Raw genomic sequence first — 22,827 nt, 5'->3', positions numbered from 1 at the left:
ATCCGTATGCCTATCTCAGTGATGTGTTGAAAAGGCTGCCAACACATAAAATGAAAGATATCGAAGCGCTGCTGCCGCATAACTGGAAGCCTGCTTGAGTTCAAGTGGGCTTCACTGGATGCTTACTGAGCATTAAGAAAATGCCCAATTTCTTGGCTGAATTTTCTTGGTTCTGTGATTAGAGGTGTGTGCCCTGAACGCTCAAAGTAAACGGCTGTTGCATTGCTTAATGAGTTCGCAATCAGTGTTTGTCCAGTTTCAGGGTAAAGCGTAGATTCACGACCAATAAAGAAGGTTGTTGGACAATCAACATAACTGATTGCTTCACGATAATCTTCATCGTGATTTAAATAGTTCTCTACATACCAAAGCAAGTAATCTAGGCGTTGAATTGGGAGTAAATACTTTTGTAAGAATGGGCGATGTAATGCGAGTTTGAAAATTTTAGGGCTGTAACTGTTGCTGCTTTGAAACTCAATGAATCCAACCCATAAACTGACTAGCTTAAAACGTATTTCTTTGGGTAAATCTTCCAGTATTACAGCGTCTTTGTATTCCAATAATAAAGTTTGAATATCAAGGAGTAAGTTTTTAAATTGCAAATGTTTCTGACCAAATAACCCATACTGCCAAGTTTCATCGACCGAAATCTTTGGCGTTTGATCGATATGTAAATAGGCTTTGAGTTTTGACCCTAAATCAGCATGTTTCATACCATGCATGGCTGTGGTTGCACCCATGGAATAACCGATCAGGATAAATTGGTCTAATTTTAATTGTTTAATAAGTGCATCTATATCATTCCAATGACTCGAAATGGCATCGGTATTTGGTATAGCACAATCTTTTGAACCACCAAAACCACGCCAATCTGGAATAATAAATTCGTATTTTTTGCGACTTGCAAATAAAAAAGGAAGCCATTGCCAACTTTGCATACCTAGTCCTGAAAGTACGAGTACAGGTTCACCTTCACCCACACGACGTACAAATAATTTTTCTTGGTCAGGCATGATATAAAACGGCATTATTTTTCTCCAATTTCGTTTGTTTGTTCGAACTTTTGAAGCTGAGGAATCATTTGTTCTAACCATCTTATCCATTCGATTTCTTTAATGATACCGAGTTCTAGAATCATTTTATGAATAAATAAGACACGATTAGTAGGTTCATTATTTTTAAAGTCTTTGTCATGGATTGTTTGATAAAGACTAAGTTTTTCTTTATGAAGTTCTAGATGTCGTTCAAGTTCAGGCAAAATATTATTGCCGCCAAGCTGTGCTTCTGCTCTTAATCTAACCATGAGGTCATCACGAAGTTGAGCAGGTTCACTTTGTTGTTCAATCCATGAAGCGAGTTCTATTCTTCCAAGTTGTTCAACTTGATAAGTTTTTTTACGGCTATTTGCAGCTTGCTCTTCTAATGTAGAAATCCATCCTTTTTTCAGCATTCCATTGAGTTCGCGGTAAATTTGCTGATGAGTCGCGTTCCAAAAGAAGCCCATTGAACGGTCAAAACGACGAGCTAAATCAAAACCTGTACTTGGTTTCTCTAATAAGCTCGTCAATAAAACATGGGCAAGTGACATGATGATCCGTAATAAAAAATGACTCATCAGAATTATGCAATATGTTGCATAAAAATCAAATCTTGTTTATAACTTTATGCAACAAGTTGCATTAGCAAGCAGATTGCTAGCCAAAGGAGAAAACATGTCAGCTTATCCACATTTATTACAACCACTTGACTTGGGCTTTACCACATTAAAGAACCGTGTGCTTATGGGCTCTATGCATATTGGTTTAGAGGAAGCACCTCAAGGCTATGAACGTATGGCTGCATTTTATGCGGAACGTGCCAAAGGTGGTGTAAGTCTGATTGTAACTGGCGGTGTTTCTCCAAATGATGATGGTGTTGTGTTTGCGCATGGTACAAAATTAGATACCATCGAAGAAGCAGAAAAACATAAAGTGATTACCCAAGCTGTGCATGAGGCTGGTGGAAAAATCGCAATGCAAATTTTGCATACAGGGCGCTATTCTTATCAAGCAAATAATGTTGCGCCATCAGCGATTCAAGCACCGATTAACCCAATTAAGCCTAAAGCACTCAGTTCAGCAGAAGTACAGCAAACCATTGATGATTTTGCCAACTGTGCCAAGCTTGCACAATATGCAGGTTATGATGGCGTTGAAATCATGGGTTCAGAGGGCTATCTGATCAATGAATTCATTGCTGTTCGTACCAACCACCGTGATGACGAATGGGGCGGTAGCTATGAAAATCGTATCCGCTTTCCTATTGAAATCGTTAAACGTACTCGTGACTTAGTTGGCGAAAACTTTATTATTATTTATCGTTTATCGATGCTTGATTTAGTCGAAGGTGGTTCAAGTTTAGAAGAAGTTGTACAACTTGCTAAAGAAATTGAAAAAGCAGGTGCAACCATTATCAATACAGGCATTGGCTGGCATGAAGCCCGTATTCCAACGATTGCCACTAAAGTTCCTCGTGCCGCATTTACCTGGGTAACTGAAAAGCTAAAAGGCTCAGTTTCAATTCCGTTAATCACATCGAACCGTATTAATACCCCTGAAATGGCGGAACATGTATTGGCTTCAGGTCATGCAGATATGATTTCGATGGCTCGCCCAATGTTGGCTGATGCAGATTTTGTATTGAAAGCGAGTGAAGGTCGTAGTGATGAAATCAATACGTGTATTGGTTGTAACCAAGCATGCTTAGATCATATTTTCTCGATGAAAATTGCTACATGCTTAGTCAATCCACGTGCATGTTATGAAACTGAGCTGATTTTTAAAGAAACAAATACAATAAAAAATATTGCAGTAATTGGCGCAGGTCCAGCGGGTCTAAGTTTTGCAACATATGCAGCGAGTCGTGGTCATAAAGTTAAAGTGTTTGATTCAAATAATCAGATTGGTGGTCAGTTTAATATTGCGAAAACCATTCCTGGTAAAGAAGAGTTTTACGAAACTTTACGCTATTTCAAACGTCAGATTGAGTTACAGCCGAATATTGAGCTGGTACTCAATCATACAGTGACTTATGAAGAACTCAGCCAAACGAATTATGATGAGATTGTTGTTGCAACAGGGGTAACACCACGTCAATTACAATTTGAAGGCATTGATCATCCAAAAGTATTGAGCTACATCCAAGTATTAAAAGAGCGTGTTCCAGTCGGTAAGCGTGTTGCGATTATTGGTGCTGGTGGTATTGGTTTTGATACAGCGGAATATTTAACCCATGAAGGTGATAGCGGTAGTTTGAACCCTGAAAAATTCTATGCGGAGTGGGGTATTGATACGAGCTATGCCCATGTAGGTGGTTTAAAGCAACCTGAGCTAGAGAAATCTGAACGTGAGATTTACCTATTACAACGTAAAACAGCAGCTGTTGGTGCTGGATTAGGTAAAACGACTGGTTGGATTCATCGTACAGGCTTAAAACATCGCGATGTGAAAATGATTGCAGGCGCAAGCTATGACAAGGTGGATGATCAAGGACTACATATCACTGTTAATGGTCAAACTACTGTGCTTGACGTGGATAATGTAGTGATCTGTGCAGGTCAGGAATCTTATACCGCCATGTTTGACCAACTCAAGGCAGATGGTAAGAATGTTCACTTGATCGGTGGTGCGAAGGAAGCGGGTGAATTAGATGCTAAACGTGCGATTCGTCAAGGTGCTGAGTTAGCAGCAGTTCTATAAATAAAAGATGAGACATTCTCTATGTTAGGAGAATGTCTCAAACTTCATTAGCTTAGAATATAAGGAAATTACAATGACAATCGAAACAACTAAGCAAGCGTTAGAAAAATGGCATCAGATGATCAAAACAGGTGGCCTTTCAAATTTAAATGAGTTATTAGCTGACGATGTGGTATTTCGTTCACCTGTTGCTTTTAAGCCATATGAGGGAAAACATGTAGTTTTCTTCATTTTAACGAATGTGATTCAGGTGTTTGAAAACTTTACTTATCACCGTGAGTTCTACACTGAAGATGGTGAAAATGTCGTTTTGGAGTTCAGTGCTAATGTAAGTGGAAAATCGCTTAAAGGTATTGATATGGTTCGTTTTAATGCACAGGGAAAAATCATTGATTTTGAAGTGATGATTCGTCCAATGAGTGGTTTAGCGGCTTTAGCAGAAAAAATGGGTGCACGCTTCGCACAATATCAGCCAAACGCATCTCAGTAAAATAGCCTAAGTAATATTGAGATTATTAATATGTGGTTAAAACTTTCAACTTTTGCATTACTACCTGTAGTTGTTATACAAGGTGTAAAAGTTCGTAAAAACACACCACGACTTTTAGAAGCGAGTGGTGATCGTGATGGTCTTATTGGACAAGGACAGCCACTCTCTTTATTAATTTTAGGCGATTCGGCAGCAGCTGGGGTTGGTGTTGAGACCCAGCAAGATGCTTTATCTGGTGCGATTATTTCAGAATTAAAAACAGAATATACGTTGCTCTGGAAATTGCATGCAAAAACTGGTGATACAACAAAACAAGTTTATCAAGCGATCCAACAATTAGAACCCAAAAAATATGATGTAGTCGTCACTTCAGTTGGTGTCAATGATGTGACTAAATTAATTTCTGCTAAAACTTGGATAAAACAACAAAAACAATTATTTACTCAAATACAAAATCATTTTCAGCCAAAATTGATTATTGTGTCTGGAGTCCCGCCAATGCAGCATTTTCCTGCATTACCCAATCCATTAGCATGGTTATTTGGACAATATGCAGAACAAATGAATCAAACATTAAAACAGTGGCTAGCCCCACAGTCACAATTTAGACTTATTGAATACGATATTAAAAATTTTCAGGCGATGAATTTATCTATGGCAAGTGATGGCTTTCATCCAAGTAAAGAAATCTATGCTATTTGGGGGCAACAGGTCGCGACATTGGTGCGACAAACATTTACTCGTGGTTAAATAGAGGTTTTTATTGAATATGGGTATATCTGCTTTAGATAAAATTAAAGTGTTAGGCTCTGAGCTGCTTGATTCTGTACTTGGTGCTGAGCAACCCAAAATGTACTATGACCCGAAAGGAAAAATAAAAGACGTTTTGGAAAAATTACCTCAGTTAAAGAAAAAGTATCGCCCAACACCTTGGCTTAGTAATACTCATGTACATCTTTTATATTTCGATATCATTAGAAAAAAAACAATTAAGCTTGAATATGAAAGTGCTCACCACGACCAGTTTGGAAGAATTTGAAAAAGAATATTTTGAAATGGCAGGCTTTCAGGATTATCAAAGTTATTGCCAAGCCATTAACCCGATTTATGTGTTTGATAATGTCAAGATTCCACTGATGATTTTAAATGCGGAAGATGATCCTGTATGTTCCATTAAAAACTTAGAACCTTATAAAGAAGTTATTCAGCAAATGGAAAATATTGTGGTGGTCACCACTAAAAAAGGAAGTCACTGTGGTTTTTACGAAAGTTTAGAAGTGAAATCGTGGGCATCACGACTGATGGCAGACTTTTTTAAACACTACTCCTAATTTCTAGACTATAAAAAAAGCCACGAGTCGCTTTACGACGGCTCATGGCTTTTTTGAGAGGTTAATTAAATTAATTATTTAATGCAGGTGTTGCTGCCGCAATCGCTGCAGCAACCGCATCGTCTTCAGTTTGTGCTGGAGCGGGTTTGACGGCTTTAGGTTGTTCAACTTTTGCTGGTTTCTGCTCAGTTTGCGCAGGTTTTGGTTGTTCAGCTTGTGCCGTTGTTGTCTCTTCTGCTGTTTGAGCTGGGCGAGTTTCACGACGAATTTCTGTAGTTGTATTTGGCGTTTCTTCTCGACTCATCTCAATTACTGGAGCTGGCGTTGCTGGTTTATCTACGCTTTCCAAAGGCTGAAATTCTTGGTTTTGTTGTGGTTGAGATGCTGCTTGAGTCGTTTGTGTTTCAGAAGTTTGTTCTGATGGTTCTTCATTTTTTGGCTCTTCTTTTTTGACACAAGCAGTAAGTAATAGACCAGTTGCAAGTGCAGCACAGATTAAAAGTTTTTTATTCGCCATTGTTAAAGCTACATATTGAATGAAAGATGCCAGTGATTATAGCAGTAAAATTAAATGAAAAAATCCCTAGGATTTATTGAGCTTGTTGATATTTTATAAATGCTTGCATCAGCGTATCTGTTGAAATTGCAATATGGTCAAAATCTTCAAATGAATTTATTTCTGATCTAAAATTGTTTTTAAACATTAAACGTAATTTATGGATGAAATATCCACAAACCCCATAAATTTTTATTGAAAATGCTGATAGAATAGTCAGTTGTTTATAGTTCTTTGAATTGATGCGGTTTGACTTTGCTTTATAGGGGCAGAGTACAGTAAAATTGCCCAACATTGTAGGCCGATTTCGGCTCGATTGTACGAGAAACTCAATGACCCATTTTATTTTTGTCACTGGTGGTGTGGTTTCATCACTAGGTAAAGGTATTTCTGCTGCTTCTGTTGCCGCACTTTTGGAAGCTCGTGGCTTGAAAGTCACTATGGTAAAAATGGATCCATACATTAATGTCGATCCAGGTACCATGAGCCCATTTCAGCACGGTGAAGTTTTCGTCACAGAGGATGGTGCTGAAACTGACTTAGATTTGGGCTATTACGAACGTTTCCTGCGTCGTGCGAAAATGACCAAACTGAATAACTTTACCAGTGGTCGTGTCTATCAGGACGTTTTGAATAAAGAACGTCGTGGTGATTACTTAGGTGGTACGGTTCAAGTTATTCCACATATTACAGATAATATTAAAGAACGTGTACTTCGCGCAGGTGAAGGCTACGACGTTGCAATCGTTGAGATTGGTGGTACTGTTGGTGATATCGAATCACTTCCTTTTATGGAATCAGTACGTCAGTTGATGGTAGAGCTTGGTCATAAACGTACCATGTTGATGCACTTGACATTATTACCATATATCAAATCTGCTGCTGAACTTAAAACTAAGCCAACTCAACATTCAGTTAAAGAACTTCTTTCGATCGGTATTCAGCCAGATATCTTAATCTGCCGTACTGAATATGATGTTGATGTTGATACTAAACGTAAAATTGCATTGTTCACTAATGTTGAAGCGCGTGCCGTTGTCGTCTGTAAAGATGCAAAAACAATTTATCAAATTCCACGTACATTCTACGAACAAAATGTTGACGATTTAATTTGTGAACGTTTTGGTTACAACGACCTTCCAGAAGCAAATCTTGAAGATTGGGATAATGTTGTAGAAGCATTATTGAACCCTGAATACACTGTTCGTGTTGCGATGGTCGGTAAATATGTTGAATTACCAGATGCTTATAAATCTGTAAATGAAGCACTTTTACATGCAGGTATTCAAAATCGCGTTAAAGTTCAGATTGACTACGTGAATGCTGAAGACCTTGAACAGCAAGATATGAGTATTTTGAGCACTGCTGATGCGATTTTAGTACCAGGTGGTTTCGGTGAGCGTGGTACTGAAGGCAAGATGAAAGCTATTCAATATGCACGTGAAAACAAGATTCCATTCCTAGGTATTTGTTTAGGTATGCAACTCGCTGTAATTGAATATGCTCGCAATGTAGCAGGTATTCCAGAAGCAAGCTCTACAGAGTTTAATCGTTCAACTAAATATCCATTAATTGGCTTAATTACTGAATGGTTAGACGAGCGTGGCGAATTACAACAGCGCAGTCTTGAATCAGACTTAGGCGGAACAATGCGTCTTGGTGCTCAAAAGTCAGAATTGGTTGAAGGCACGAAAACTCGCGAAGTTTATGGTAAAGATGAAATTACTGAGCGTCATCGCCATCGTTATGAAATGAATGATCGTTACATTCCTACGCTTGAAAAAGCTGGTATGAAAATTTCAGGTTATTCTTCTGTACAACATTTAGTTGAAACTGTAGAAATTCCTGAACATCCTTGGTTTATTGCTGTACAATTCCACCCAGAATTTACCAGCTCGCCACGTGATGGACATCCATTGTTTGCTAGCTTTATTGGTGCAGCAAAACAACAGCATCAAAAAAACAAATAAGATGGCTTTGGGATAAACTAGGAAGTTGAAATGTCACAATTAAAACCACAAGAAATTGTAAGTTTGGGTGATATACAAATGGCGAATCATTTGCCATTTGTATTGTTTGGCGGCATGAATGTACTTGAGTCTAAAGACCTTGCATTTGAAATTGCTGAAACTTATGTGGATATTTGCACACGCTTAAATATTCCGTATGTATTCAAAGCTAGTTTTGACAAAGCCAACCGTTCTAGCCTGAACTCATTTCGTGGTCCGGGTTTAGAAAAAGGCATTGAATGGCTAGCTGACATTAAAAAGCATTTTAATGTGCCAATCATTACCGATGTACATGAGCCGTATCAGGCTGCGCCTGTGGCAGAAGTGGCAGACATTATTCAGCTTCCTGCTTTTTTAAGCCGCCAAACCGATTTGGTTGAAGCAATGGCAAAAACTCAAGCCATTATCAATATCAAAAAAGCACAATTCTTAGCACCACACGAAATGCGCCATATTTTGCATAAGTGTTTGGAAGCTGGAAACGATAAACTCATTCTTTGTGAACGTGGTTCAGCATTTGGTTATAACAACTTGGTTGTAGATATGCTTGGCTTCGACATCATGAAAGAAATGAATGTACCTGTATTTTTTGATGTCACCCACGCATTGCAAACGCCTGGTGGTCGTGCTGATTCTGCGGGTGGTCGCCGTGCTCAAATCACGACTTTAGCGCGTGCAGGTATGGCAACAGGTTTAGCGGGTCTGTTCTTGGAAGCACATCCAGAACCTGAAATCGCAAAATGTGATGGACCGTGTGCTTTGCGTTTATCTCAGCTTGAGCCATTCTTGGCGCAATTAAAAGAATTGGATACTTTAGTCAAAGGATTCAAAAAGTTAGATACCCATTGATGTAATTGTTTACATCTTATTTTCATTCAACAGAGGAATTGTTCATGAGCCAAATCGTTGACATCCGCGCACGTGAAATTTTGGACTCTCGTGGTAACCCAACCATCGAAGCAGACGTTATTTTAGAATCTGGGGTTGTGGGTCGTGCATGTGCACCATCTGGTGCTTCGACTGGTTCTCGTGAAGCTTTAGAACTTCGTGATGGCGACAAAGCACGCTATTTAGGTAAAGGTGTTAAAAATGCGGTTAATAACGTAAACACTTTAATCCGTGATGCTTTAGTGGGTAAATCAGTATTTGAACAAAAAGACATCGATAACACGATGATTGAGCTTGATGGTACTGAAAACAAAGAAAAACTAGGTGCTAACGCAACTCTAGCTGTTTCTTTGGCTGCTGCTCGCGCTGCTGCTACTGAAAAGAAAATTCCTCTTTTCCAATACATCGCAGACTTGCGTGGTCAAACAACTTTGAGCATGCCTGTACCAATGATGAATATCATTAATGGTGGTTCACATGCAGATAATAACGTTGATATTCAAGAGTTTATGATTGAGCCAGTTGGTTTCACTTCATTCTCTGAAGCATTACGTGCAGGTGCTGAAATCTTCCATTCCCTAAAATCAGTTTTAAACAAAAAAGGTTTAAACACTGCTGTAGGTGATGAAGGTGGTTTTGCTCCGAACTTGCGTTCAAATGAAGAAGCAATCACTGTTATTCTTGAAGCGATTGGTCAAACGGGTTACAAAGCGGGTTCTGACATTATGTTGGCACTTGACTGTGCATCTTCAGAATTTTACAAAAATGGTCAATATATTCTTGCAGGTGAAGGCAATAAAGCATTCACAAGCAATCAATTCTCTGATTATTTAGCTGGTCTTGTAAATCAATACCCAATCATCTCGATTGAAGATGGTCTTGATGAGTCTGATTGGGAAGGTTGGAGCTACTTAACATCAATCCTTGGTGACAAAATCCAATTGGTTGGTGACGATTTATTCGTAACTAATCCTAAGATTTTACAACGCGGCATTAATGAGAAAGTCGGTAACTCTATTCTGATCAAATATAATCAGATCGGTACGTTGACTGAAACTCTAGATGCAATCTACCTTGCGAAAGCAAATGGTTATAGCACTGTAATTTCACACCGTTCAGGTGAAACTGAAGATTCAACGATTGCTGACTTGGCAGTAGGTACAGCAGCGGGTCAAATCAAGACGGGTTCACTTTGCCGTTCTGACCGCGTAGCGAAATATAACCAATTGCTTCGTATTGAAGAATTAACGAATGCAGCTTACCGCGGTAAAGCTGAATTCAAAGGTCTAAACTAAGGTCAATTTATCTATGTTGAATACTTCTGATCATCTTTCTTTACAAAAGACAGAAACTCTGCAAATTCATAATCATATAGAATTTGTAGGTGATCTTTCTTGTAAGAAGGATGTAGGGAATTTTTCATGATAGAGATGTTTCGATCGACCTCGAGTAAATTGATTCTGTTACTTGTCATCTTTTTGGTGGCAAGTTTACAGTATCAATTTTGGCTAGGTGAGGGAGGGTATTTTCCTCATCAAGCCTTGACTCAACAGATTAAGCAACAAGCAGAAGTAAATACGGAGCTTAAAGAGCGCAATCGTATTTTAGCAGCCGAAGTTTTCGACTTAAAAAATGGAACGGAAGCGATTGAAGAACATGCACGCTTAGATTTAGGTTTAATCAAGCCAAATGAAACTTTTGTGCAAATGAGTACCATCAGTACCCATTATAAACCAATTTATATCGATCCAAATGCAAAAGTAGATGCAGCAACCAATGAAAACCCAGACTAGACTATGGGCGGTTGTGCCAGCCGCAGGTTCGGGCAGTCGTTTTTCAAAAACTGAATTAAAACAATATCAATATATTCAAAATCGTACTGTGCTTGAGCATACAGTTAATCGATTAAATACACTGGATTTAGCGGGTTGTGTACTTGCAATTGGTGAGAATGATAATTTTGCTAGAACACTTTCTTTTGATCATAAAGAGAAATTACATTTTTGTTTAGGTGGAGTCGAACGAGTAAATTCTGTGCTCAATGCATTAATTTACTTATCGGATATCGCGGATGAAAATGATTGGGTATTGGTGCATGATGCAGCCCGTCCTTGTGTTACGTGCGCTAATTTAGAGCAATTGGTTAATTCTGCAATAAAACATAATCAAAGTGCAATTTTGGCTATTCCAGTACGTGATACTTTAAAACAAGTGCGTGTTGAACATCAGATTGAAAAAACTGTAAGTCGTGAGTTGTTGTGGCAAGCACAAACGCCACAGATCGCAAAATTAAAAATATTAAAAAATGCGCTTGAAACAGCATTGATAGATCACTTGACGATTACTGATGAAGCAAGTGCATTAGAATACGCTGATTTTCCTGTACAAGTAGTACAAGGTCGTTCAGACAATATTAAAATTACTTATCCTGATGATTTAGAACTTGCAAAGTTAATTCTTCAATCACAAATTCGGCTTTAATTTTTAGATTCAAATAGCCTAAGTAAATTTTATTTTATACTTTTACATCATTCTGAATGACAATAAAATGATGATTTGTTAGATTAAAAACATAATTTATAATGGGTTAACAAATGAAAAAATTATTAATCTTAAGTCTTTTTACTTTTTCTTTAGTAGGATGTGCATCTACACCATCAGAAACTTCAAACACTGTACAGGAAACGATACATTATTCATCAAGTCCTTGTTTTGGTGCTTGTCCAATTTATTCGGTAGAAATCTCACCTTCTGGAACAGTGAATTTCAATGGTAAGCAATATACTAAAGTGACGGGTACTCAGACGTTAACAATAGATCCTTCGGTATATAAAAAATTACAACAGGAGTTGAAAACTTATCGTCCAGAAACAGGTGCAAACGTTAAAACAACTGGCTGTCAGCAAACGGCAACTGATCAACCGAGTGCATATTTTGTTTGGATTAGACCAGATGGAACAACAACAAAATTAAGTCACTATACTGGTTGTATTTCACCAGCAAATATAGAATTAAATAAACTGATTAATAAGCTTCCTAAATTGATTGGTATCGAAGATTTAGTACGCTAATGTCCATGAGAGTCTAAAATAGATAAATTTGTCTCAAGTATAAGAATGAACCATGCGGAGGAGTCTTAAATGACAGCTTTTATAATCATGAAAATGAGTATGTAAGAAGAAGATTATTCTCCTAATCTTGCTGTAGAAGCATGCCGCAATGTGTTCAAGCAAGCCAGTCTTCGACTGTGATATTGTGAAAAATCATTTTTTATTTGAACCCTCGCTGATGGGTGAAATTTGTATCATTACAAATAAATCAACATGTCCTAAAACCCAAGAAAAACAGGCTATTGTATATTTTAATGCGGCAAATTAGCTCTAGAATTCGAATGGTCTGGGAAAAGCAAAATTAAAGATGATTTGTTACTCTGGCATATCGAGGCATATTTTAATGCAGATTTCAGATCTAAATCTTCAAATGGTGAAAAAGCAGAATTACGCAAGTTAAATTATCTTGTAAATGATTTTCCTATTTGATTTGTTGGGAGGGTATTGGCTGAATTTGAATAGAAATTCTGTAACAATAAAGAGCTTTAATTATTATACTTAATAATATAATATAAAAATATATAATGTTTTTGCGGATCAATTATGTCTAGCATTATTTCTGCTTTAATCGGTGGTGGAATTTTAGGGCTTGCAGTCGTTGGCTATTTATATGTGAATGGTCGCATTACGGGTATCAGTGGGTTACTGTCTCAATTATTACAACCCAAGCTATTGGTTCGAAGCTCAGCTATGTGGTTCTTATTGGGGCTACTGATCACACCATTTATTTATCAGATATTTATAACACCTGAGATTGTTATTAAATCATCTCCAATTGGATTGATTATTGCTGGTTTATTGGTTGGTTTTGGTACTCGTTTGGGTTCAGGTTGTACAAGTGGGCATGGGATCTGCGGGATCAGTCGCCTATCTATACGCTCCATGATTGCTACAGTTACATTCATGTTAGCTGGAATAATAACTGTATATGTTATTCGTCATATCTTTGGAGTTGCGCTATGAAGAATGCACTTGCTTTTGTATTTGGTAGCTTGTTTGCGCTAGGCTTGCTGGTTTCAGGAATGTCTAATCCTGAAAAAGTTTTAGGTTTTCTTGATATTTTTGGAAAATGGGATATCAGTTTGATGTTCGTGATGATAGGTGCAATCATTGTGGCGATTCTTCCATTTCAAAAAGCGATTCGAAATCCGAAAACGATTTTTGGTGAAGAAATATCATTACCAATCAGTACCCAAATTGATAAAAAATTAATAGTTGGGTCGAGTCTTTTTGGAGTTGGTTGGGGCATTGCTGGAATCTGTCCCGCACCTGCAATTACATTGATTGGATTGGGTTATTCTCAAGTATGGTATTTTATTGTTGCAATGCTTGTGGGAATGTTTATCCATCGCTTTTGGGCTGAACGATAGGAGACAAACTTATGCAACCTCAAGTCAAGGCATTCTTTGATCAGGATACCAATACATTCAGCTATGTGGTTACTGACCCATGTACAAAGGTTTGTGCAATCATTGACAGTGTATTGAATTATGATGCGGCATCGGTTTCAACATCAACTCAGGGTGCAGATGAAATTATTCAATACATTGAAGAAAACCAGCTCAAGGTGGAGTGGATTTTAGAAACTCATGTCCATGCAGATCATCTAACTGCCTCACAATATTTAAAAAGCAGGGTAGGTGGCAAAATTGCCATGAGTGAAAAGATTGCAATTGTGCAGGAAATTTTTAGTGCAATCTATCATATTGATCTTAAATATTTTAATACCCATCAAACCTTTGATTACCTGTTTAAGGATCACCAACATTTTAAGATTGGTGAGATGGATGCCTACAATATTCCAACTCCAGGCCATACGCCAGCCTGTCTGAGTTATGTGATTGGTGATGCTGTTTTTGTCGGTGATACATTATTTATGCCTGATTATGGGACAGCGCGTTGTGACTTTCCAAAGGGTAGTGCGGAAATTTTATATGACTCTGTGCAGCAGCTTTATAAGTTACCTGAACAGACTCGCGTTTTTCTTTGCCATGACTATAAGCCTGATGGAAGAACTGAGTTTGTGTATGAAACCAGTATTCAAGCACAAAAGCAGGGCAATATTCATTTAAATGCCACAACCACCAAGCAGGATTTTGTGCGGATGCGTCAGGTGCGTGATGCAAAATTAACAATGCCAAAACTAATTCTACCGTCTATTCAAATCAATATGGATGCAGGACGTTTTCCTGAACCAGAATCCAATGGAATACGTTATCTGAAATTACCGCTAAATTATTTCAAATCCTAGACTTATCTTAGGAAACCTTGTTTTTGGTAATAAGGATTCTTTTCGCTTAACTATATAAATAGCCTAAGTGAATTTTAAAAATTTAGAGAATAAAACCATCTCATAAATTTAAATTAATTATTAGACATCAATATATTATTTATTAGCAATAAAGAAATAAAAAGAGCGCATTAATAGATGTACTGTTTTTCAAATTGAATTTGAAAATTAACTAGTCAAAACTTCTTTATTCCAGCCATAACAATTGCTAAAGCAATTGGCAAGAACAGTGTGATCAATCCAGAATCCATAACCGTTTATTCCTTTGATATGTTTTTGTCAAAATTTTTAGAAAGCGTTCTACTGTAACAATTCATCCCAGAAAAAGTTATCATAATTTTCTCTAATAAAAATATCCCTACTTAAACAATAACTTAAAAACAGGATTTAATTTTTAGACAATGGTAAAGTGTGGGTAAGTGGTTCGTGGGGAAATCGTGACAACTCAAGCAATTTGACAAGAATTTAATTTCTTATTTTGAAGTGGGGCGAATTTGATACAGATATGATAATCAACACTAAGAATAGAAAGGTGATGTTTATCGTGGTAATTTGCATCCTGAGCTGCTTAAATTATTAGTGAACAGGTATTTTTTAGCGGCACGATGATAGAAATAGAAACCCATCCACTCACTCCATTTTTGCCTGGCAATGCAAAACTGCTGATGCTGGGGAGTTTTCCACCACCTCAGAATCGGTGGAAGATGAACTTTTACTATCCAAACTATCAAAATGATATGTGGAGAATATTTGGTCTGATTTTTTTCAGTGATAAAAACCACTTTTTAGATTTACCTAATAAAAATTTTAAGGAAAGCCAAATCCGTGAGTTTTTGTCTCAAGCTGGAATTGGGATATTTGATACGGCCTATCAAATTAAACGCTTGCAGGGCAATGCCTCAGACAAGTTTCTGGAAATTGTGACTCCAACCGATTTGTCAGAATTGCTTGAGCAAATACCAATGTGCCATACCATTATGACAACGGGAGACAAGGCCACAGATACGCTGATGCAGCATTTTCCTGAACAAATAAATAAACCCATGATTGGGCAATCGGTACAGGTGAATTATGACAATCGTGAGCTAAGCTTATATCGCTTGCCTTCATCATCACGGGCATATCCGTTGGCGCTCGAAAAAAAAGCCGATGTTTACAAACAGTTCTTTCAACAAATAGGTTTGGTTTAATTATAAAAGCAGGGGAAATGAATGAACGATGTCGCCAATCTAGGATTTTCGCCTGATAGTCTGAGATCAATGTATCGGGCCGACCTGAGCGATGACTATCTTTAATCGATCCAAACTCATACAATTTCCAACGTCGGCGTTGTAGCCTTATGGTTTCTGGGATACGTTCTTGTAGAGTGGCAACTTCCGCAACACTTTTACCTTCGGAAAGCTAGAGAATAGTTGGGGCACGTTGTCTTTCACGCCAATGTTTTGCATGTTTGGACAGAAAAATGAGTCGTTCTCGCTGTTCTAAACTGAGTGGTACAGAAACAATTCGAGGCATGTGTGAACATCTGTTAACTAAAAAAACCTTTTCGCATGATTAGTTGTTTTGTCAACTTATCACCGAGTGATTAAACAGGTTTGTCATATTGAAAAGTTTCAAGTAAGACGATCTAAACTGATTTTGAATCATATTTTTTCAGCCTTGATGGCCTACGTCGAGATACAAAAGAACCAGTTTGAGCGGATCTTTGAAATGTATATCGTTGGCAGAAGAAATTATTTAGACCAATGATCAAAAACTTCATTGATGACTTTATTCTCGATAAAAATCATCTGCTACCACAAAGAATCTATAAATAATACTGCGTAAGTCCTATTAAATATGAATTTGAGCAACTTTTGATAAACAAAAAATGTTATTTGCTAAATCATGGAGCATTTGCATTAAAACAAAGCCTTTTAAGCACCAAGATGAAAATTAGAAAAAATAGTATATCTATACAATAATATAAACATCTGATTTAGATATATAAAATAAATTGGCATGGATTCTGCATTTTAAAATTCAAACTTGTATACAAGATGGGATTCATAAAATGCATGAAATAAAAACTTTAGGCTGGACAATTTCAGAATGGCAAACCGCATATTTGAAAAATGAGATTCAGCTTGATACTTTAAAAGATTTAGTTGCATTAATTGATCCTCAAGATAATGCATGGATTTCAATTGCGACGTTAGAACAGATTGAACAGCAAATTCAAGTTCTCAATGAATTAAGCAAAGAAGCTGAAAGTTTAGAAAAACAATTTCCACTCTACGGCGTTCCGTTTGCAGTGAAAGATAATATTGATGTTGCAGGGTTTGTAACTACCGCAGCTTGTAAAGCTTTAACTACTGTTGCAGCAGAAGATGCTGAAACAGTACGTTTGTTAAAACAAGCGGGAGCGATTGTCATTGGTAAAACCAACCTTGATCAGTTTGCAACGGGTTTAGTGGGAACGCGTTCACCTTTTGGTATTGTTGCAAATACCTTTAATTCTGAATATATCAGTGGTGGATCGAGCTCTGGTTCAGCAAGTGTGGTTGCTCGTGGATTTGTCCCATTTGCATTGGGGACAGATACCGCAGGTTCTGGTCGAGTGCCAGCGGCATTTAATAATATTGTTGGGCTAAAACCAACCAAAGGGCGGTTTTCAAATCGTGGTTTATTGCCTGCTTGTAAAAGTCTAGATTGTATTTCGATCTTTGCCTTGACTGTTGCAGATGCAGACTTGGTTGCAAATATTTTAGAAGCATATGATCCGTTGGATAGTTATTCACGTAAGCATCCAAAGAATGTTCCAGTGCATTTCTCTAGCAAATTAAAATTTGCCATTCCAGAAAAACTAAATTTCTTTGGAGATGAGCAATCAGAAAAAGCATTTCAGCAAACAATTCAATTGCTTGAATCATTAAATGCTGAAATTACTAGAATTGATTTTTCAGATTTTGAGCAGCTGGCGGTGCAACTATATCAAGGTTCATGGGTGGCAGAACGTACCGCAGCCGTTGAATATTTACTGAAAACCAATCCTGATGCATTTGATCCAACGGTATTAGAAATTATTAAAAACGGTGAAAAATATTCAGCGGTGGATGCCTACAATGCAGAATATTTAAAACAAGATTTAGCTCGAAAAATCCAACAAAGACTGGCTGACTTTGATGCCTTAATTGTTCCAACCGCATCTACAATTTATACCATTGAGCAGCTTGAAAAAAATCCGATTGAATATAACGCTCATTTAGGAACCTACACTAACTTTACCAACTTGGCAGATTTGAGTGCTTTAGCTTTACCAGCAGGATTTAGGGCTGACCATTTACCATTTGGGATCACTCTAATTGCACCAGCTTGGCATGATGCGGCATTGGTTCATTTTGGTAAAGCTTGGCAAAACTATCTTGCACTGAAATTAGGGGCATTGGATAAAGCTCTGCCTTTAAGTTCTTCTACACCTATTTCACAACATCATATTCGCGTTGCAGTCGTCGGTGCTCATTTGACAGGTATGCCGCTAAATTTTCAGCTCACCACACGTGATGCCGTACATATCGAAACCACAACGACCTCTAAAAACTATGCGCTTTATGCTTTGAATGGCACCGTTCCACCGAAACCCGGCTTAGCACGTCAGCAAGATGGTCAAAGCATCATTGTAGAACTTTGGGATGTTCCAACTGCTCGATTTGGTGAATTTGTGGCTGAAATTCCGACACCTTTAGGAATGGGCAATGTCGAATTAGAAGATGGGCGCTGGGTGAAAGGTTTTATCTGTGAGCCTTATGGCATAGATGATGCAGAGAATATTAGTCATTTTGGTGGATGGAGAGCTTATATCCAGCATCGTAACAGCCAAGCAGCAAACACAGCGAATTAATTGGGGGAAATCATCATGTTTAAAACTGTACTTATTGCAAACCGCGGTGAAATTGCTGTTCGAGCGATTCGCACACTTAAAAAATTAGGTGTAACCAGTGTTGCTGTGTATTCGGATAGTGATCGTTATGCGCAACATGTCGAAGATGCTGATATTGCGATTGGATTAGAGGGTTTAAAACCAGCCGATACTTATTTGAGTATCGAAAAATTAATTCAGGCAGCTAAACAAACTGGCGCAGAGGCAATCTTTCCTGGTTATGGCTTTCTGTCTGAAAGTGCTGATTTTTCTCGCGCTTGTGAAGAAAATAATATTGCCTTTATGGGACCAACAGCAGAGCAAATTTTAGAATTTGGTTTAAAACATCGTGCCCGTGAATTGGCGGCTGCGGCAAATGTACCAATGACTCCGGGAACAGGATTGTTGGATAGTTTAGAAGAGGCACTGACTGCCGCAGATCGTATTGGCTATCCAATTATGTTGAAAAGTACTGCTGGCGGTGGTGGTATTGGTTTGACCCGTTGTGATACACCACAAGCCTTGACCGATGCTTATGAAAGTGTCAAACGCTTGGGAGAACAATTCTTTAAAGACGCTGGCGTATTTATTGAATGCTTTATTGATAAAGCCCGTCATGTTGAAGTGCAAATTTTTGGTGATGGAAAAGGGCAAGTCGTTGCCTTTGGTGAGCGGGATTGTTCTTTGCAACGTCGTAACCAAAAAGTGGTAGAGGAAACGCCCGCGGCAAATTTACCTGAAGCGACACGTAAAAAACTACATCAAGCAGCGATAGAACTCGGGAAATCCGTTAATTATCGTAGTGCAGGAACGGTTGAGTTTATCTACGATGCCAATCGAGATGAGTTTTATTTTCTTGAAGTGAATACACGTTTACAAGTTGAGCATCCAGTCACTGAGATGGTTACGGGTCTAGACTTAATTGAATGCATGCTCAAAGTGGCTGCTGGTGATGAACTTGATTGGGCATATCTCAGCAATATTCAGCCGAAAGGTGCAGCGATTGAGGTTCGTGTTTATGCTGAAGATCCCGTTAAAAATTTCCAGCCTAGTCCCGGTGTACTGACAGAAGTTGCATTTCCAGAAGGTACACGTGTTGATACTTGGGTGAAAACGGGCACAGAGATTTCACAATATTTTGATCCGATGATTGCCAAGATCATTGTGCATGCTGATGATCGTGCTAGTGCGATTGAAAAATTAAAAACCGTTTTGGCGGAAACACGCTTGAATGGTATTAGCACCAATCTGGATTATGCCCGTGCGATTATTTCCGATCAGCGTTTTGATGATATGCAAATATGGACAAGAATGTTGGATGATTTCAACTACACGCCAAACGTGATTGAAGTGATTCAAGCAGGGACTTTGAGTTCAATTCAAGATTATCCAGGTCGTACAGGCTACTGGGATATTGGTGTACCGCCATCTGGTCCAATGGATGATTATGCATTTCAGCTTGCCAATCGTATTGTTGGAAATGATGCTAAAGCCGCAGGTTTTGAGTTTACCCTTGTTGGGCCAACACTTAAATTCCATGCAGATGCAACCATTGCTTTGGCAGGTGCAAGCTGTACTGCTTTGTTAGATGATCAGGAAATTGATTTTTGGAGACCTGTTGCAGTCAAAGCAGGACAAATTTTAAAAATCGGTCAAGTAGAATCAGGTTGCCGTACTTATCTAGCCGTGCGTAATGGTTTGGATGTTCCTGTTTATTTGGGCAGTCGTTCTACCTTTGCACTTGGTAATTTTGGTGGTCATGCAGGGCGTACCTTGCGTGTCGGCGATATGATTAAAATGGTTGATCCAGCATTTGCGAGCGCAGAGTTGCCACTTGCTCATGATGAACCTCAAGCATTGTCGGCTGAATTGATTCCTGAATATAGTAATGAATGGGAAATTGCGGTGTTATATGGCCCGCACGGCGCACCAGATTTCTTTAAACCTGAATATGTAGAAGAGTTTTTTGCATCAGAGTGGACGGTGCACTTTAACTCAAATCGTTTAGGTGTGCGTTTATCAGGACCAACACCAAGCTGGGCACGAGAAAATGGTGGTGAAGCAGGTTTACATCCATCCAATGTGCATGACTGTGAATATGCAATCGGTGCAATTAACTTCACAGGGGATTTCCCTGTGATTCTGGCAAAAGATGGTCCAAGTTTAGGTGGTTTCGTTTGTCCTGTGACGATTGCCAAAGCAGAACTTTGGAAAGTGGGACAACTCAAAGCCGATGATAAAATTCGCTTTTATCCGATTAGTGTTGAACAAGCCAATGAACTTGAACGTCAGCAAATTGAAAATATCCAAAACTTTGCGGAAGCAAGCAAAGTTGTAGAAACAATTGAGCCAATTCAAGAAGTTGTCAGTACGATTTTGGCACAACGTGAACCAACGGAATTGTCGCCAAAAACAGTGTATCGCCAAGCAGGTGATAGTTATATTCTCTTAGAATACGGCGAAAATGTTTTAGATTTAGCTTTACGTTTACGAGTGCATCAACTGATTCAAATGATTCGTGATGCAAAAATTGCAGGCGTATTAGAACTGTCACCGGGTGTTCGTTCACTACAGATTAAATACGACGGCTTAGTCATTCCACAATCACAATTGATTGCTCAATTACTTCAACTCGAAGAAGAGATGGGTGATTTGAGCCAATTAAAAATCCCATCTCGTATCGTACATTTGCCGATGGCATTTGAAGACAGTGCCACTTTAGGCGCAGTTGAACGTTATCAAGAAAGTGTTTGCTCTAAAGCACCGTGGCTACCAAATAACGTTGACTTTATCCAACGCATTAATGGTTTGGCAGATCGAAATGAAGTTAAAGATATTATTTTTGATGCGAACTATTTAATTCTTGGCTTGGGTGATGTGTATTTAACTGCACCTTGTGCTGTGCCAGTTGACCCACGCCATCGTTTACTCAGTTCTAAATATAATCCAGCACGTACCTTTACCGCAGAGGGAACAGTCGGTATTGGTGGTATGTACATGTGTATCTACGGCATGGATTCACCGGGCGGCTATCAATTAATTGGGCGTACACTACCAATCTGGAACAAGTTTAAGAAAAACAAACAATTTGGTGATAAGCAATGGTTCTTACAATTCTTTGATCAAATCAAATATTTTGAAGTGACTGAAGAAGAATTGAATCAATGGCGTGCCGACTTTGAAAATGGTCGTGCTGAGATCAAGATTGAAGAAACAGAGTTCGATTATGCAGATTATGTACACTTCTTAGATGATGAAGCTGAAAGTATTGCCGAGTTTAAAGCTAAGCAACAACAAGCATTCACAACTGAAGTGGATCGCTGGAAAGAGGAGTTTGCAGCTCAACCTGAAGAACAGATTCAAGAAAATAACTATGCTGATTACAGTCATTTAGCATCATTAAATGCATCGATGACAGGTAATATCTGGAAAATTTTTGTTGAACATGGTCAAGAGGTTAAAAAAGGTGAAACTGTTGCTATTATTGAAGCAATGAAAATGGAACTTCCTGTCTATGCAGAAGAAGATGGCATTGTAAAAGCCATTATTTGTAGAGCAGGGCAAACCGTACATAGAGGTGAACCATTGGTTTATATGGAATAAGGCAAGGTTGCATGAAAGAAACCAAAATAAAAACAACAAAAAGCTCAGACAATTTGTCTGAGCTAGTTTACCAACGCATCAAGAATGATATCTTTGATTTCAAACTGATGCCGGGTGAACGTTTCACTGAATCTGAAGTTGCAAAAGCTTATGATGTAAGTCGCACCCCAATCCGACAAGCGCTATATCGTTTGCAACAAGAGGGTTATGTTGATGTGAGTTTTCGTAGCGGTTGGCAAATCCGACCACTCAATTTTCGTTATTATGAAGAACTTTATGATGTGCGGATCGTATTAGAAAAAGATTCGATTCGTAAACTTTGTCAGATTGATCATCAAAACTCGGTTGAGTTATCCGTATTAAAAGATTTATGGTTGATTGAACCTCATCAATATCTAAAAGAAATTAAACAACTTTCACAACAAGATGAAGATTTCCATTGCGCTTTGGTTCGCGCCTCTGGCAATAATGAAATGGCAAGGATTCATCGTGACTTGAGCGAGCGAATACGTATTATTCGTCGTTTAGACTTCTCTAAAGATTATCGTGTTGAAGCGACTTATCAGGAGCATCAGAAAATATTGGGTTATATTTTTAATCGTAAAGTAGATGAAGCCATTCAGGCGATTGAAGCACATATTATGCAAAGTCGTGATGAAGTGAAAAAAATTACTTTACAGATGTTGGATTCGAGTCAGTTTTACTAGGTTTTAAATAATAACCTTTCAAAAGATGGTTATGTGTGTCTAGAATTTTGGTGGCTATTCACTTGGAAGTAAGGCGGATTTAATTGTTCATAAATAGGCTAGAAAAACAGACAAAAGTTATCAATTACATAAAATACTTCTATAATAGCGCCCATTATGACTAGAGTCCGTTTTTTGTTCAGATGAATGAATGACTCTAGCTACTCTT

Annotated in this window: 20 protein-coding genes and 3 pseudogenes; 19 read left to right on the top strand and 4 right to left on the bottom strand. The window is 38.2% G+C overall.

What is annotated here, in order from left to right; genetic code table 11:
• Positions 1-98: transposase domain-containing protein (locus tag HYG88_RS04785; protein ID WP_151711067.1), on the top strand; the 98-nt coding region annotated here is incomplete at its 5' end.
• A 24-nt stretch (positions 99-122) separates the two neighbouring features.
• Here HYG88_RS04785 and HYG88_RS04780 read toward each other — a convergent pair.
• Complete coding sequence (locus HYG88_RS04780; RefSeq protein ID WP_005160069.1) at positions 123-1,028, bottom strand: alpha/beta fold hydrolase; 906 nt, start codon at positions 1,026-1,028, stop codon at positions 123-125.
• Positions 1,028-1,588 (bottom strand): PadR family transcriptional regulator, encoded by a 561-nt coding sequence (locus tag HYG88_RS04775; protein WP_005160070.1) that lies wholly within the window; start codon positions 1,586-1,588, stop codon positions 1,028-1,030. Before HYG88_RS04775 ends, HYG88_RS04780 begins: the two co-directional genes overlap by 1 nt.
• A 124-nt stretch (positions 1,589-1,712) precedes the next feature.
• On the opposite strand from HYG88_RS04775, the gene HYG88_RS04770 reads away from it, so the two are divergent.
• The 4 genes and pseudogenes from HYG88_RS04770 to HYG88_RS04755 all read left to right on the top strand — a co-directional run bounded on the left by HYG88_RS04770 (position 1,713) and on the right by HYG88_RS04755 (position 5,558).
• A complete protein-coding gene (locus HYG88_RS04770) occupies positions 1,713-3,737 on the top strand; it encodes an NADPH-dependent 2,4-dienoyl-CoA reductase (protein ID WP_005160072.1) in 2,025 nt (674 codons plus the stop codon).
• A gap of 73 nt (positions 3,738-3,810) precedes the next feature.
• A complete protein-coding gene (locus HYG88_RS04765; RefSeq protein WP_005160074.1) occupies positions 3,811-4,227 on the top strand; it encodes a nuclear transport factor 2 family protein in 417 nt (138 codons plus the stop codon).
• Between the two features lie 30 nt (positions 4,228-4,257).
• On the top strand, positions 4,258-4,977 hold the full coding sequence (locus tag HYG88_RS04760; RefSeq protein ID WP_005160077.1) for an SGNH/GDSL hydrolase family protein: 720 nt from the start codon (positions 4,258-4,260) through the stop codon (positions 4,975-4,977).
• A 19-nt stretch (positions 4,978-4,996) separates the two neighbouring features.
• Positions 4,997-5,558, top strand: a pseudogene (locus HYG88_RS04755) (hypothetical protein).
• A gap of 70 nt (positions 5,559-5,628) precedes the next feature.
• On the opposite strand, the gene HYG88_RS04750 reads toward HYG88_RS04755, so the two are convergent.
• Complete coding sequence (locus tag HYG88_RS04750; RefSeq protein ID WP_005160086.1) at positions 5,629-6,075, bottom strand: hypothetical protein; 447 nt, start codon at positions 6,073-6,075, stop codon at positions 5,629-5,631.
• A 371-nt stretch (positions 6,076-6,446) separates the two neighbouring features.
• On the opposite strand from HYG88_RS04750, the gene HYG88_RS04745 reads away from it, so the two are divergent.
• From HYG88_RS04745 to HYG88_RS04700, 10 genes are all read left to right on the top strand, one after another.
• On the top strand, positions 6,447-8,084 hold the full coding sequence (locus HYG88_RS04745; RefSeq protein ID WP_178882665.1) for a CTP synthase: 1,638 nt from the start codon (positions 6,447-6,449) through the stop codon (positions 8,082-8,084).
• A 30-nt stretch (positions 8,085-8,114) separates the two neighbouring features.
• Positions 8,115-8,972 (top strand): 3-deoxy-8-phosphooctulonate synthase, encoded by an 858-nt coding sequence (gene kdsA, locus HYG88_RS04740; protein WP_005160090.1) that lies wholly within the window; start codon positions 8,115-8,117, stop codon positions 8,970-8,972.
• Positions 8,973-9,016: 44 nt separating this feature from the next.
• The gene (gene eno / locus HYG88_RS04735; RefSeq protein ID WP_005160092.1) at positions 9,017-10,306 is read left to right on the top strand and encodes a phosphopyruvate hydratase; all 1,290 of its coding nucleotides are present in this window, start codon (positions 9,017-9,019) and stop codon (positions 10,304-10,306) included.
• A gap of 126 nt (positions 10,307-10,432) precedes the next feature.
• A complete protein-coding gene (gene ftsB / locus HYG88_RS04730) occupies positions 10,433-10,804 on the top strand; it encodes a cell division protein FtsB (protein WP_005160096.1) in 372 nt (123 codons plus the stop codon).
• On the top strand, positions 10,788-11,492 hold the full coding sequence (gene ispD, locus HYG88_RS04725; RefSeq protein ID WP_005160098.1) for a 2-C-methyl-D-erythritol 4-phosphate cytidylyltransferase: 705 nt from the start codon (positions 10,788-10,790) through the stop codon (positions 11,490-11,492). Before ftsB ends, ispD begins: the two co-directional genes overlap by 17 nt.
• Before the next feature lie 113 nt (positions 11,493-11,605).
• Positions 11,606-12,082 carry a DUF6438 domain-containing protein gene (locus tag HYG88_RS04720; protein ID WP_005160116.1) on the top strand — a complete coding sequence of 159 codons (477 nt, stop codon included), beginning with the start codon at positions 11,606-11,608 and terminating at the stop codon, positions 12,080-12,082.
• Between the two features lie 582 nt (positions 12,083-12,664).
• The gene (locus tag HYG88_RS04715) at positions 12,665-13,084 is read left to right on the top strand and encodes a YeeE/YedE family protein (protein WP_005160124.1); all 420 of its coding nucleotides are present in this window, start codon (positions 12,665-12,667) and stop codon (positions 13,082-13,084) included.
• Positions 13,081-13,491: a DUF6691 family protein gene (locus HYG88_RS04710; RefSeq protein ID WP_005160125.1), complete on the top strand. Its 411-nt coding sequence runs from the start codon at positions 13,081-13,083 to the stop codon at positions 13,489-13,491. Before HYG88_RS04715 ends, HYG88_RS04710 begins: the two co-directional genes overlap by 4 nt.
• 11 nt (positions 13,492-13,502) lie before the next feature.
• Positions 13,503-14,372 carry an MBL fold metallo-hydrolase gene (locus tag HYG88_RS04705; RefSeq protein WP_005160126.1) on the top strand — a complete coding sequence of 290 codons (870 nt, stop codon included), beginning with the start codon at positions 13,503-13,505 and terminating at the stop codon, positions 14,370-14,372.
• A 644-nt stretch (positions 14,373-15,016) separates the two neighbouring features.
• A complete protein-coding gene (locus HYG88_RS04700) occupies positions 15,017-15,601 on the top strand; it encodes a uracil-DNA glycosylase family protein (protein ID WP_005160127.1) in 585 nt (194 codons plus the stop codon).
• Positions 15,602-15,623: 22 nt separating this feature from the next.
• Here the strand turns inward: HYG88_RS04700 and HYG88_RS04695 are convergent.
• Positions 15,624-15,926, bottom strand: a pseudogene (locus HYG88_RS04695) (helix-turn-helix domain-containing protein); the annotation flags it as partial.
• Between the two features lie 48 nt (positions 15,927-15,974).
• Here HYG88_RS04695 and HYG88_RS04690 point away from each other — a divergent pair.
• From HYG88_RS04690 to HYG88_RS04675, 4 genes and pseudogenes are all read left to right on the top strand, one after another.
• Positions 15,975-16,228 (top strand): annotated as a pseudogene (locus HYG88_RS04690) (IS701 family transposase); the annotation flags it as partial.
• Between the two features lie 236 nt (positions 16,229-16,464).
• Complete coding sequence (gene atzF, locus HYG88_RS04685) at positions 16,465-18,291, top strand: allophanate hydrolase (protein WP_005160128.1); 1,827 nt, start codon at positions 16,465-16,467, stop codon at positions 18,289-18,291.
• Positions 18,292-18,306: 15 nt separating this feature from the next.
• Entirely contained in the window at positions 18,307-21,912 is a 3,606-nt protein-coding gene (gene uca / locus HYG88_RS04680; protein WP_005160132.1) for an urea carboxylase, read from the top strand.
• 11 nt (positions 21,913-21,923) lie between these two features.
• Positions 21,924-22,619, top strand: a complete 696-nt coding sequence (locus HYG88_RS04675) for a GntR family transcriptional regulator (protein WP_005160135.1) — start codon at positions 21,924-21,926, stop codon at positions 22,617-22,619.
• Positions 22,620-22,827: the final 208 nt, after the last annotated feature.

Source organism: Acinetobacter sp. SwsAc4, from assembly GCF_013391535.1.
Lineage (GTDB): Bacteria > Pseudomonadota > Gammaproteobacteria > Pseudomonadales > Moraxellaceae > Acinetobacter.
This window is presented reverse-complemented; position numbering and strand designations above follow the sequence as displayed.